The 13,452-nt window shown below is 71.3% G+C and carries 7 protein-coding genes; 6 read left to right on the top strand and 1 reads right to left on the bottom strand.

The window, feature by feature from the left end; genetic code table 11:
• Positions 1 to 4: 4 nt before the first annotated feature.
• From gmk to ACPYIS_RS08520, 3 genes are all read left to right on the top strand, one after another.
• Positions 5 to 640 (top strand): guanylate kinase, encoded by a 636-nt coding sequence (gene gmk, locus ACPYIS_RS08530; RefSeq protein WP_299020767.1) that lies wholly within the window; start codon positions 5 to 7, stop codon positions 638 to 640.
• A gap of 15 nt (positions 641 to 655) precedes the next feature.
• Positions 656 to 859 (top strand): DNA-directed RNA polymerase subunit omega, encoded by a 204-nt coding sequence (rpoZ, locus tag ACPYIS_RS08525; protein WP_299020768.1) that lies wholly within the window; start codon positions 656 to 658, stop codon positions 857 to 859.
• A 64-nt stretch (positions 860 to 923) separates the two neighbouring features.
• Positions 924 to 3,215, top strand: a complete 2,292-nt coding sequence (locus ACPYIS_RS08520) for a RelA/SpoT family protein (RefSeq protein WP_299020770.1) — start codon at positions 924 to 926, stop codon at positions 3,213 to 3,215.
• Between the two features lie 36 nt (positions 3,216 to 3,251).
• On the opposite strand, the gene greB is transcribed toward ACPYIS_RS08520, so the two are convergent.
• On the bottom strand, positions 3,252 to 3,821 hold the full coding sequence (gene greB / locus ACPYIS_RS08515) for a transcription elongation factor GreB (RefSeq protein ID WP_299020772.1): 570 nt from the start codon (positions 3,819 to 3,821) through the stop codon (positions 3,252 to 3,254).
• Between the two features lie 62 nt (positions 3,822 to 3,883).
• Here greB and recC point away from each other — a divergent pair, with 62 nt between their 5' ends.
• From recC to recD, 3 genes are read left to right on the top strand one after another with little or no spacing between them, the layout of a single operon-like run.
• Positions 3,884 to 7,564, top strand: coding sequence for an exodeoxyribonuclease V subunit gamma (gene recC / locus ACPYIS_RS08510; RefSeq protein ID WP_424859541.1), 3,681 nt, complete (start codon positions 3,884 to 3,886; stop codon positions 7,562 to 7,564).
• On the top strand, positions 7,561 to 11,418 hold the full coding sequence (gene recB, locus ACPYIS_RS08505) for an exodeoxyribonuclease V subunit beta (protein WP_424859542.1): 3,858 nt from the start codon (positions 7,561 to 7,563) through the stop codon (positions 11,416 to 11,418). The genes recC and recB overlap by 4 nt, the downstream gene beginning before the upstream one ends.
• Positions 11,415 to 13,412 (top strand): exodeoxyribonuclease V subunit alpha, encoded by a 1,998-nt coding sequence (gene recD / locus ACPYIS_RS08500; protein ID WP_424894736.1) that lies wholly within the window; start codon positions 11,415 to 11,417, stop codon positions 13,410 to 13,412. The genes recB and recD overlap by 4 nt, the downstream gene beginning before the upstream one ends.
• The last annotated feature ends 40 nt before the right edge of the window (positions 13,413 to 13,452 follow it).

Raw genomic sequence — 13,452 nt, 5'->3', positions numbered from 1 at the left:
CCGCATGGATTACCCTGGCAATCTGTTCGTCGTGGCCGCACCCAGCGGCACCGGCAAGTCCAGCCTGGTCAAGGCGCTGCTCGAGGTCGACTCGCGCATGGAGCTGTCGGTCTCGCACACCACGCGCGCGCCGCGCGGGCAGGAGGTGCACGGGCGCGAGTACTACTTCGTCAGCGACGACGAGTTCGACCGCATGATCGAGGCCGACGCCTTCGTCGAGTGGGCGCAGGTGCACAACCGGCGCTACGGCACATCGCGCAAAGCTATCGAAGACAAGATCGCGGCCGGCGCCGACATCGTGCTCGAGATCGACTACCAGGGCGCGCTGCAGATCCGTCGCCAGTTTGCCAACGCGGTGCTGATTTTCATCTTGCCGCCCAGTTGGGACGAGCTGCGGCGCCGGCTGCAGCGCCGCGGCGAAGACAGCGATGACGTCATCGAGCTGCGCCTGCGCAACGCGGCGCAGGAGATGGCCCACGTCCACGAATTCGACTACGTTATAATCAATGAGGTTTTCGAGCGCGCGCTGTTCGACCTCAAAACGATCACGCACTCGCAGCGGCTGCGGGTAGCGGCACAGCGGCGCGCCCGGGCCGAGGTCTTTCAGGCCTTGGGCATTCCCCAACCCCCTACTTGCTAACTGCCGGAGGTTTCCATGGCACGCATCACCGTCGAGGATTGCCTGGAGAAGATTCCGAACCGCTTCCAGCTCGTGCTCGCGGCCACTTACCGCGCGCGCATGCTCAACCAAGGCCACGCGCCCAAGATCGAATCCCGCAACAAACCCGCCGTGACGGCCCTGCGAGAAATCGCCGCTGGGCTGGTCGGGCTCGAGATGCTGCGCAAGGTCCCGGTCTGACCGGCGCGCGTGCGCGCAAAACCAGGCGCTCACACCGAGCGCCTTTTTTGTTTACATTAGCAGGGTGAGTGTCGAAACCCTAAGCTTAGCCGTTGGCACCTCATTCGGCGCCCGTCCGCCCGCCACGCCCCCTCAGGCAGCGGCGAGTGCGGCAGCGGCCAGCTTTGCGGCACTCGAGTCCCGGCTGGGTTATCTGTCCGCGCACGAGGTCGAGCAGGTACGCCAGGCGTACCGCTTCGCCGACCAGGCCCACCTGGGCCAGATGCGCAAAAACGGTGACCCCTACATCACACACCCGATCGCGGTCGCGCAGCTGTGCACCGAATGGAAGCTCGACGCGCAGGCCCTGTGTGCAGCCCTGCTGCATGACGTGCTGGAGGACTGTGGCGTCTCCAAAGCCGAATTGACCGAGCGCTTCGGCGCCGCGGTTGCCGACCTGGTCGATGGCCTGACCAAGCTGGACAAGCTGGCGTTCGATAGCCGCGAGCAAGGCCAGGCGGAGTCGTTTCGCAAAATGCTGCTGGCCATGGCGCGCGACGTGCGCGTCATCCTCATCAAGCTGGCCGACCGGCTGCACAACATGCGCACCATGGGCGACATGCCGCGCCACAAATGGGCGCGCATCGCACGCGAGACGCTCGACATCTACGCCCCGATCGCGCACCGTCTCGGGCTCAACAATCTCTATCGCGAGCTGCAGGACCTGGCGTTTCGCTACCTGCATCCTTGGCGCTACCAGGCGCTGTCCAAGGCCCTGGCGCGCTCGCGTGCACGTCGCCACGACTTGATCGCTCGCGTGCAAGGCGAGGTCGAGGCCGCGTTTCGCGACAGCGGCCTGGATGTGCACATCACCGGGCGCGAAAAAACCCTGTACTCCATCTACCGCAAGATGGATACCAAACACCTGTCATTCGCACAGGTGACCGACATCTACGGCTTTCGCATCATCGTCCCGCAGGTGCTGGACTGCTACACCGCGCTGGGCGTGTTGCACCAGCTCTACAAGCCCCTGCCGGGCAAGTTTCGGGACTACATCGCCATCCCCAAGGTCAACGGCTACCAGTCGCTGCACACGACGCTGGTCGGGCCGTTCGGCACGGCAATCGAATTTCAGCTGCGCACGCCCACCATGGATGTGGTGGCTGAATCCGGCATCGCCGCGCACTGGCTGTACAAGGTCGGTGAGGCGGGAGACGCCTCGGCACAGACGCTCAACGCGCAGTGGCTGCAGTCGCTGCTCGACATCCAGCAAGAGACCAAGGATTCGGGCGAATTCTGGGACCACGTGCGCATCGACCTCTTTCCGGACTCCGTCTACGTCTTCACGCCCAAGAGCAAGATCCTGGCGCTGCCCCGGGGGGCCACGGCGGTCGACTTCGCCTACGCCATCCACAGCGACGTCGGCCACCGCGCCATCGGTGCCACGGTCAATGGCGAGCAGGTACCGCTGCGCACCGAACTGCACAACGGCGACGTGGTGGAAATCACCACCTCGCCGCACGCCAAACCCAACCCTGCGTGGCTCGGTTTCGTCAAGACCGGCCGCGCGCGCTCCAAGATCCGTCATTACCTCAAGACGCTGGCCCAAGAAGAATCGCGCGCCTTGGGCGAGCGCCTGCTGCAACAGGCGTTGCGCGCGGAAGGTATTCCCAACCTGCCGACGGAGGACGCGGCGGGTCAGCCGATCTGGGACAAGCTGCTGCGCTTCACCGGTAACCGCACGCGCGACGAGCTGTTGATCGACATCGGCCTCGGGCGCCGCATCGCGGGCATGGTGGGAAAGAAGCTCGCCGCGCTGATGGCCGAAGCCGGCACTCGCCCCGACGTGCTGCTCATCAGCCAGGAGCGCTTTGGCACCCCGACCGAGGACCAACCCAGCCAGGGCGTGGTCACGCTCGATGGCAGTGAAGGCGCGTCCGTGGTCTACGCGCCGTGCTGCCGGCCGATCCCCGGTGACCGCATCGTCGGCTACCTGGGCCGCGGTGAGGGGCTGGCCGTGCACACCGAGGACTGCCCGGTCGTGCGCCGGCTGCTGCACCGCGACCGCGAACGTTTTCTCGAAGTCGAGTGGGCCGAGGATCTCACCCGCCCGTTCGAGTCGACGGTCGTCGTGACCGTCAGCAACGGCAAAGGTGTGCTGGCGCGTGTGGCGGCCGCCATCGCCACCGCTGAAGCCGACATCACCCACATCCACATGGGTGACGAGGCCGCCCAGTCCACCACCGAGCTGCGCTTCACGATCGCGGTGCGCGACCGCGTGCATCTGGCGCAGGTCTTGCGACAGCTGCGCCGCACGCCATCGGTGTTGCGTGCGCAGCGCCAGCGGCCCGCGCGATCGGCCGACGCCGGCCAGTGACGCGCGCACACGGCACGACTGGCGCTGCGGCGACGCTCAAGACGGTGTGCCACCGTCAGGCGCGGGGTACTGCACGCGCACGATTTCGAGCACCTCCACCCCGGCGGGCGTGCGCAAGCGCACCTCGTCGCCTTCGCGCGCCTTGAGCAGCGCCTGGGCGACGGGCGAAATCCAGCTCACTTGGCCCTGGCGGCTGTCCGCCTCGTCGATGCCGAGGATGGTCACCGTCTCTTCGCTGCCATCGGCGCGGGCGAAGGTGACCGTGGCGCCAAAAAACACCTGGTCCTTGCCGTGGTGCACGCTGGGATCGACGACCTCGGCGCGCTCGAGCCGCTTGGTCAGAAAACGGATGCGGCGATCGATCTCGCGCAGGCGCTTCTTGCCGTAGAGGTAGTCGCCGTTTTCCGAGCGGTCGCCGTTGCTGGCCGCCCAGGACACGGTTTCGACCACGCGCGGCCGCTCCTCGTCGATGAGGTGCATCAGCTCCGCGCGCAGCCGGGCGTAACCCGCGGGCGTCATGTAGTTGCGGCTGCCCTGGGGCAGGCGCGCCTCGGGCAGATCGTCCTCGTCGTCGGTGTCGAGTTCCTTGGTGAATGCCTTGCTCATGGGGCGAACCTTACACCAGCGCCAGCCGATCGGCGCGGCGCGCGGCTTGCTACCATCACGCCATGCCAACCAACCACAGGGAGAACCCCAGCACCGACGCCGTCAGCGGCCCGGGTAGCCGCCCCCACGGTGGCGCGCCGGCCTCCGGCCTGGTGGTGGTGCACGGCAACCGGGCCGAGCGCCTGCTCGAGGTGGCGCTGCAGTGGAACCGGCAACAGCCCCTACCGCCGCTGGACAACGACGTCTGGCTCGTGCCGTCGCACGGCGTGGGGCAGTGGATCCGGCAGACCATGGCTGCCGCGCCGGGCGGCATCGCCGCCGGGGTCGAGTGGCTGTTGCCCGCGCAATGGCTGTGGCAAGCCTACCGCGCGGTGCTCGGCACCGACGCCGTGCCCGACACCCCGGTGCTGGCCGAAGGGCCACTGACGTGGCGCCTGTGGCGCCTGTTGCCCACCTTGACGGACGAACCCTTTGCCCCCCTGCGCGCCTATCTGGCCAACGACACGGACGGCCGCAAGCGCGGACAACTGGCGCACCGGCTGGCCGACCTGTACGACCAGTACCAGGTCTACCGCGCCGACTGGCTGGCCGACTGGGCAGCGGGCCGCGACCAGTGGCGCGACGCTCACGGCCGCGCACACCCGCTGGCCCCGGAGCAGCAGTGGCAGTCCGCCTTGTGGCGGCGCATCCGCGCCGACCTCGGCGCCGACGCCCAATCCATCCCCAGTGCCAGCCGCGCCGACATTCATGCAGCCTTTATGGCCGCTGCCCTTGCAGGATGCGGCGAGCGCCCCCCGGGGCTGCCCTCGCGGCTGACCGTCTTTGGGCTCAGCGCGCTGCCGCCACCCGTGCTGGAGGCGCTGGCCGTGGCGGCACGTTGGCTGCCCATCTTGGTCTGCGTGCTCAACCCGTGTCAGTATTACTGGGCCGACACCGTCCCCGACGCGGCCTGGCTGGCCCGCATCGACGCGCGTTGGCGCGAACGCGCAGCGCGCCGCCCCGGCAGCCCCGCACAGCTGGACGAAGGCACGCTCGCCCAACACAGCCACCCGCTGCTTGCGGCCTGGGGCCGCCAGGGGCGCGACTTCATTGCGCTGCTGCAGGCGCACGAAGACCGGCCGCTGCGCGATGCGCTGGATGCGCAGCTGCGCGCGTGGGGCAACCGTGTCGACCTGTTCGACGCGCTGCCAGACGGCGCCGAAGCGGCGTCCGAGCGCGCCACGCTGCTGGCCCAGCTGCAAGACGACATCCTGCATGGCCGTCCGCTGGCCGAGACACGGCAGCGCTGGTCAGCGGTCGATCCCACCCGCGACGATTCGCTGCGCTTTCACGTCTGCCACACCGCGCTGCGCGAGGTGGAGGTGCTGCACGATCAGGTGCTGGCCGAGCTGCACCGCGACCCGACGCTGCAGCCGCGCGACATTCTGGTGATGGTGCCGGACGTGGCCGTTTATGCACCGCTGTTTCACGCCGTCTTCGGCCGCATCCCGCGCCACGATCCGCGCCATGTGCCCTACACTATCAGCGACTGGGTCGAAGACGCCGGCACGCGCCTGCAGCAAGCCGTCGCCGAGCTGCTGGCGCTGCCGCGCAGACGCCTGGGCGCGAGCGAGGTGCTGGGCTGGCTCGACGTGCCAGCGTTCGCGCGCCGCTTCCGGATCACCCTCGACCAGCGCGAACGGCTGCAGCGCTGGATCGCCGACGCTGGCATCCGCTGGGGAATCGACGTCGCCCACCGCGTGCAGCTGGGCCTGGTGGATCCGGCCGATGCGCACGCGGCGCGGCTGAGCTGGCGCGACGGCCTGCAGCGGCTCTGGCTGGGCTATGTCCTCGGCCCCGACGACACCGAATGGCGCGGCAGCGTGCCCGTGGGCGGCGTCTCGCCGCTGGAAGTCGACGGCATCGAGCGCCTGCAAACCGTGATCGATACCCTGCAGCGGCTGACGCACAGCCTGGCCACACCGACCGACGCGGCTGCTTGGGTGCCGCGGCTGCTGGCGTTGCTCGACGACTGCTTCGACGTCGACGCCCCCCAGGCCGACCCCGCGGAAGTGCGCGCGCTGCAACGGCTGCGCAGCGCGGCGCTGGAGTGGGGCCTGGAGGCCGCTGCCGCCGGGTCAGAACCACTGCCCTTGGCCGTGGTGGCCGAAGCGTGGCTCGCGCGCGCCGCCCTGCCCCCGCCACGGCAGCGCTTTCTCAACGGCACGCTCACCGTCGCGACGCTGCTGCCCATGCGGGCGGTGCCGTTTCGCGTCATCCACCTGCTGGGCATGGACGATGCGTCCTACCCGCGGCGGCACACGGCGGACGACTTCGACCTCATGGCCTTGCACCCACGCCCGGGTGACCGGCAGCGCCGCCACGAGGACCAGTACCTGTTTCTGGAGGCCTTGCTGTCGGCGCGCGAGCGGCTGACGTTGTCGTGGGTGGGTCACAGCCCGGTGGACGACGGCGAGCGCGCCCCGTCCGCGCTGGTCGCACAGCTGCGCCAGCACATCGCCGCCGGCTGGCGGCTGACCGGGTGCGACCGGGACGATGCTGGGGACGCGCTGCTGGCGGCGCTGACCACCCGGCACCGCCTGCAGCCCTTCGATGCGGCCTACTTTCCCGCCACGCCCGACCCCCGGCAGCCGCCCCCGCCCGGCCTGCCGTGGTTCAGCTACGCGCACGAGTGGCTGCCCGCGCGCCAGCCGCGCGACGACGCCGCGACACTGCCGCCGTGGACACCCGACGCCCCGCTGGACACCGCCCAGCTCGGCGCCTTCTTGCGCAACCCGGCACGGGCGTTCTTTCAACAGCGCCTGCGCGTCCATTTGGCCGACGCGGCACCGGCCGATGACGACCGCGACATCCTCGAACCCGACGGCCTGAGCCGCTGGCGCATGGATACGGCGTGGGTGGCGGCCGTGGTGCGTCAGGCGCGCGCCGGTGCGCCGCTCAAGGCCGCGCTGGCCGCAGCCGAGGCCGTCTGGCGTCGCGCCATCGCCCGTGGCGAGTGGCCACCCGGCACGTTTGGCGACACCCTCGCCGGCGACTGGAACACGCAAGCCAGGCGCGTCTGGTCCCTGGCGGGTGAATTTTTCCGCCGCCACCCCCTGGCGCAGACCCAGCCCGACTGGCTGGACGAACCTGCCCCCGGGTGCGACCCCGTGGTGCGCGTGCGCGATGCGCTCGGACCCGTCCACCGCGCCGAGGACGGCACGCGCGCGCGGCTGCTGTGGCAAGGCAGCGCCGTCATCGAGAACCCATCGGGCAACGGCGGGCAGTACCGGCTGCACACGCTCACCTCGGCCTGGGTGCAGCACCTGGCCCACCACCGCGCCGGCGGGCCACTGGCCACCTGGGTACTCAGCCCACGCGGGGCGGTTGTGTTGTCGCCCCTGTCACCAGAGCAGGCCGATGCCGCTTGGGAGTCCCTGCTGCGCCACTGGTGGGCCGGCATGTCTGCTCCCTGCCGGTTCGAACCCAAGAGTGCCGCCGCCTGGCTGCGCAACGAAGAACGCGCCGGTGCCCGCGCCGCGTGGCTCGCGGCGCGCCTGGTCTACGAAGGCAACGAGCACCAGCGCGGCGTGCTCGACACCGACCCCGACTGGCGGCGCGCCTGCCCCGATTTCGCCGCCCTGGCCGGGCCACTGGATGGTGCCGAGCACAGCCCGCTGGCGCAGACGGCGCGCGCGCTGCTGCGGCCGCTGCGCGACGCCCTGTCATCACCCCCTCGCCACGACGCCGACGATCAGCCATGAGCACCGTGCACGACCTGCGATCCATCGGGGACTTTCCGCTGCAGGGCAGCCAGCTCATCGAAGCCAGCGCCGGCACCGGCAAAACCTGGACCATCGCCATGCTTTACCTGCGGCTGGTGCTGGGGCCACATCCGGGCGCGGCGGCCATCGAGCGGGCGCTGCACCCGCGCGAGATTCTGGTCGTCACCTTCACCGACGCCGCGACCCAGGAGCTGAAAAACCGCATCCGGCAGCGCCTGGCCGAGGCGGCCTCGGTCTTTCGCGACGGGCAGCGCGACCCCGACGCCTGGCCCGAAGCGCTGCAGCCCATCGCCGCGCTGCGCGCCCTGTACCCACCAACGGACTGGCCGGCGCTGGCCCAGCGGTTGCAATATGCCGCCGACGCGATGGACGAAGCCGCCATCGCCACCCTGCACGGCTGGTGCCAGCGCGTACTGCGCGAGCAGGCATTCGCCAGCGGCACGCCGTTCACGCTCACGCTCGTGCCCGACCCAGCCGACGCCATCGAGGAAGCGGCCGCCGACCTGTGGCGCCTGCAAATCCAGCCGCTGCCTGCAGAGTTGGCCCGCTGGGTAGCGCAGACCTGGACCGGCCCGCAGGCGCTGGCGGCCGAGGTGCGCCCACTGCTGCCCCACGCCGACCGCTGGCACGCCACCGACCCACCGCTGGCCGACACCCCGGTCGCCGAGGGACTGGCACGCGCCCTGGACGCGCGCCAGGCGGCGCTCGTCGCGCTCAAGACACCCTGGGTGTCGCACGCGCAAGCCGCGCTGGAGGCGCTCGACGCCGGCATCCTGCCCAAAACACTGGGACGGCGCAGCGACGTCGAGCGCTGGCTGAACACCCTGCAGCGCTGGGCGCAGGATCCGGACGACGACCAACCCCCGAAACTGGGCACGGGCCTCGGGCGCTTGCGCCGCGACTGGCTGCAGGCCCAGTATCCGGACGGTGCCATCCCCCCCGCGGTCGCCGCGCTGGCGATCTGGGATGGCATCCCCGCGCTGCTCGAGGCGTTGCCGCGCCTGCCCTCGCCGCTGGGCTGGCTGTGGCGCCACGCGGCCGTTTGGGTGCAGCGCCGCATCGCCGAGCAATGGGCGCAGCGCGACCAGGTGGACTTCGACGGCTTGCTGCGCCGCCTGGCCCAGGCCTTGGATGGCCCCACTGGCGCGGCACTGGCGGCGCGCGCGCGCGCGCGCTGGCCGGTCGCGCTGGTGGACGAATTTCAGGACACCGACCCCACCCAGCTGCACATCCTCGACCGCATCTACACCCTGGCGCAGCCGGCGCCCCATACCGCCCTCATCCTCATCGGCGACCCCAAGCAAGCCATCTACGCCTTTCGGCAAGCCGACATCCACAGTTACCTGTTGGCGCGCCGCGCGTGCAGCGGGCGGCTGTGGCGGCTCGACACCAACCGCCGCTCCAGCGCCGACATGGTCGCCGCGGTCAACCACGTCTTTGACCACGCGCAGGCGCGGCGGGCCGAGGGGGCGTTTCTGTTTCGCCGCGGGGACGACGATCCGCTGCCCTTCGTGCCCGTGCAGGCCGAGGGGCGAGCACCCCCATGGACGCGGGGGCCCGGCGGCCCTGCGCTGCCCGCGCTGATCCTGGCGCACGTGCGACCCGGCGCTGAGCCGTGGTCGAAAGAACGCCTGCGCGACGCCGTGGCCGACGCCTGCGCCAACCAAGTGGTGCAGTGGTTGCAACAGGCCAGCGAACACCGGCTGGGCTGGTCGACCGGCGAGGGCTGGCGGCCCCTGCGCCCTGCCGACATCGCCATCCTGGTCAACGACCGGTACGAGGCGCAGGCGCTGCAGCGGGCGCTGCGCCAGCGCGGCCTGGCCAGCGTCTATCGGTCCGACCGGGAGTCGGTCTACGCCAGCCCTGAAGCCGAAGACCTGGCGCGCTGGCTGCACGCCTGTGCCCACCCGCGCGATGGCGACACCATCCGGGCCGCGCTGGCCACCGCCAGCCTGGATCTGACGCCTGCCGACATCGAGCGCCTGACCAGCGACGATGGCGCATGGGAGCAGACGATCGAGCGCTTCGAGCGCTACCACGACCTGTGGCAGCGCCACGGCGTGCTGCCCGCCGTGCGCGCGTTGCTGCATGACTTCCAGGTGCCGCAGCGCCTGCTGGCACGCGCTGGCGAGCACAGCGGTGAGCGCACCCTGACCAACCTGCTGCACCTGGCCGAGCTGCTGCAGCGCATCGCCGCCCCGCTGGCGGGCGCCCCGCATGGCATGGCCACCGTTTGGCAACACTTGCAACGCGCGCGCCAGCGGGCGCTGCGCGGCACCGCCGCCGCGGGCGACGACAGCGCCACGGCGCAGCTGCGCCTGGACAGCGAGCGCGAGCGCATCCCCATCGTCACCGTGCACAAATCCAAGGGGCTCGAATACCCGGTCGTGTGCTACCCCTTTGCGATGCACGCCAAATCCATCGATGGCAAGGTCTCGGGCCGCGGGGTGCGCTGCCTGACCTGGCATGACGACGAGGGTCGGCTACAGATCACCCTGAGCGACGAGGGCGAGCGCTGGACACACGCGGTCGAGCGCGCCGATGCCGAGCGCCGCGCCGAGGACGTCCGGCGGCTCTACGTGGCGCTGACACGCGCGCGCCACGCCACCTGGGTAGGACTGGCGGCCACGGACACGCTGCCCACCAGCGCCCTGGGCCATGTGCTGGGCATCGACGCCCTGCCCGCGTCCAACGCCGACGACGGGCTCGGCGCGCGCGCCCAGGCGCTGGCCCAGGGCTGTGCGGTCATCGCCGTCCAGACCTGGGACGCCGCGCAGCCGACACTGCGCTGGACACCAGCGGCAGACACGCCGGGTGCCAACGACGCCCCCACCCCGGTGGCCGCCCGCATCGCGCCGTCCTCGCCACGGCCTCTCTGGTGGATCGCCAGCTACACCGCGCTGCTCGCCCCAACGGGCGAGGACGCCGGGGATGCCGCCCCCTCCTACCCGACCGCCGCATCGGATTCGGCGCGCGATGAGCCATTCGACGAGGCGCTCGGCACCCTCGCGCTGCCGGACGCCCTTGCCGACCCCCGCGATCCCGTGGCGGCTCCCGCCACGCCGCCGGCCGCCTGGCACCGCTGGCCACGCGGGCCGCAGGCGGGCACCGCCCTGCACGCCCTGCTGGAGCAGTGTGCGCACCAGGGGTTCGCACACATTGCCACCCAGCCCGCGCAACTGGCATCGATGGCCCAGGCCGTGCTGGAGCGCCACGGCTGGCCGACCAACCGCCTGGAGTCCGACGCGGCGGATCTGGCGCAATGGGCGGGCGCCATGATGGCCACCCCGCTGCCGCTGCCCGGCGTGGCAGACACCGCGGTCGCGCTCAGCCAGTTGCGCGCCGTGCAGCCAGAGTGGGAATTCTGGCTCGGCGCGCAGCGGCTGGAGGCGGCCACGCTCGACGCTTGGGTGCGGGCGCACGTGCCCGGGCTCGACCCCCGCCCCGCGCTGCGCCCCACCGTGCTCGAGGGCATGCTCAAAGGGTTCATCGATCTGGTGTTCGAGCACGGGGGGCGCTACTACGTACTGGACCACAAATCGAACGCCTTGGGCGGCGATGACTCCGCGTACCACCCGCAGGCCGTACAGGCCGCCGTGGCGGCGCACCGCTACGACCTGCAAGCGGTGCTGTACCTGGTGGCCCTGCACCGCCTGCTGCGGCAGCGCTTGCCCAGCTACTCCCCTGCGCACCACTTAGGGGGTGCGCTGTGTGTCTTCTGGCGCGGGCTGGCCACGCCGGGCCGCGGTGTCTATGCACTGCCCGCGCCGGTCGCACTCATCGAACGCTTGGATGCCGCGCTATCGGGCCACACCGCTGCGGAGGCCGTATGAGCACACCGGACGAACTCCAAGCCTGGTTGGCCCGCGGGTTAGCGAGCCAAGAGCTGCGCCCCTGCGACGCAGCATTGGCCCGCTTCGGCCGCGAGCAGGTACCCGACGCGCCGGTACCCGCCTTGTTGGCCGCGGCCTGCTTGAGCCGCCGTGTCGGCGATGGTCACATCTGCCTGTCGTTGCTCGACACCGCCGACGACAGCGCAGGCCCCTGCACGCGCTGGTTGCGGCAGCGCTGGGCCACCCTCCCGGCCGCGCTCGACCATCCGCACTGGATCGGCGACGGCAGCACGCCCACCCCGCTCGTGCGCCACGGGACGCGGCTGTACCTGTGGCGCCACTGGGTGCGTGAGCAAGCCGTCGCACGCGCCCTGGCCAAGCGGTTGCGCCTGCCAGCAACCGATACGCTCGATCCACACCGGCTGCGCCCGTGGCTGGACGCCCTCTTTGGCCCGCCCGCGCAACGCCCCACCCAGCCGGACTGGCAGTGCATCGGCGCGGCCCTGGCCGCGCGCGCGCCGCTGGCCATCCTCACCGGTGGACCTGGGGCGGGCAAAACCACCACCGTCGTGCGCCTGCTCACCCTGTTGCAAGGGCTGGCGCTGTCGGAGGGACGATCGCCCTGGCGTATCGGCTTGGCCGCCCCCACCGGCAAAGCCGCGGCCCGCCTGAGCCAGTCCATCGCGGTGGCGCTCGAGCGCATGCCCTGGGGCGCACTGCCACTGTCCGAAGCCGCACGGACCACCCTGCGCGAGGCCGTGCCCGCCGAGGTCCGCACGCTGCACCGCCTCATCGGCCGACGCGGTGACGGCACGGGCGCGCGCCACCACCCGGAAAACCCGCTGTGGCTCGACCTGCTGGTCATCGACGAGGCCTCGATGGTCGATCTGGAACTGCTGCACGATGCGCTGCAGGCCATTCCCGCCCACACGCGGCTGGTGCTGATCGGCGACGCCGACCAGCTCGCCTCGGTAGAAGCCGGTGCCGTGCTCGCCCAACTGTGCGAGCGCGCCGCCGACGGCCACTACCGGCCCGAGGTGGCCGACTGGCTGCAGCAGGCCACTGGGCAGACCCTCCCCAGCGGCCTGATCGACCCCGCCGGCACGGCACTGGACCAGGCTGTGGTGATGCTGCGCCACAGCCACCGCTTTGGCGGCGACAGCGGCATCGGCCGCTGGGCCGCGGCAGTCAACCATGGCGCCGAGGCCGACGTGCAGGCGCTGCTCGCCACGCCCCTGCCCGACGTGACCGTCATCCCCCGGACGCCAGACGGCAGCGATGCCGCCTGGGAAGCGGCTTGGCAGCGCGTCGTGTTCGACGGTCTGCTGCCCTGGTTGCAGCGGCTGCGTGCGGGCCCCGATGACGACGGCGCGGCCGCGCGGGCCGCCTGGGCGCGCGCGCTGCTGGCGGCGCACGCCCGCTTTCAGGTGCTGTGCGCGCTGCGCGATGGGCCCTGGGGCGTGGCCGGGCTCAACCAGCGCATCGCGCGCTGGCTGCAGCGGGCCGGGTGGCTGGACCTGCCCCCCGCCGCGCACGGGCACGACGGCTGGTACGCCGGCCGCCCCGTGCTCGTCACCCGCAATGCCCCGGCGCTGGGCCTGATGAACGGCGATCTGGGGCTGGTCTTGCCGCACCCGCCACACCCGGACGACCCGGCACGTCGCCCCCGCTGGCGCGTGGCCTTCGCCGCCCCGGACCAGCCCGATGGCGTGCGCTGGGCCCTGCCCGGGCAGTTGCCCGACGTCCAGACCGCCTTTGCGCTGACCGTGCACAAGTCCCAGGGCTCAGAGTTCGACCATGTGCTGCTCGTGCTGCCCCCCCAGGCCGATACCCCGGTGCTGACGCGCGAGCTGCTCTACACCGGCATCACCCGTGCCCGCCAGCGCCTGACACTCGTGTTGCCCGGCGGCCACGACACGGTGCGGCGGGCAACTGCCCGCCTCACCCAGCGCGACAGCGGCCTGCGCCAGGCCGTGCTGGACGCGCTACCATAGGCGGGCCAAGCATTTCGAACGACCGTTCGCCCTTCACCGC

It is taken from the genome of Tepidimonas sp. HKU78, assembly GCF_049860815.1.
Lineage (GTDB): Bacteria > Pseudomonadota > Gammaproteobacteria > Burkholderiales > Burkholderiaceae_C > Tepidimonas.
This window is presented reverse-complemented; position numbering and strand designations above follow the sequence as displayed.

Excerpts from the sequence above, each read along its gene's own strand:
- recB (WP_424859542.1), top strand. The coding sequence starts at position 7,561 with ATGAGCACCGTGCACGACCTGCGATCCATCGGGGACTTTCCGCTGCAG.
- gmk (WP_299020767.1), top strand. The coding sequence starts at position 5 with ATGGATTACCCTGGCAATCTGTTCGTCGTGGCCGCACCCAGCGGCACC.
- recC (WP_424859541.1), top strand. The coding sequence starts at position 3,884 with ATGCCAACCAACCACAGGGAGAACCCCAGCACCGACGCCGTCAGCGGC.
- rpoZ (WP_299020768.1), top strand. The coding sequence starts at position 656 with ATGGCACGCATCACCGTCGAGGATTGCCTGGAGAAGATTCCGAACCGC.
- greB (WP_299020772.1), bottom strand. The coding sequence starts at position 3,821 with ATGAGCAAGGCATTCACCAAGGAACTCGACACCGACGACGAGGACGAT.
- recD (WP_424894736.1), top strand. The coding sequence starts at position 11,415 with ATGAGCACACCGGACGAACTCCAAGCCTGGTTGGCCCGCGGGTTAGCG.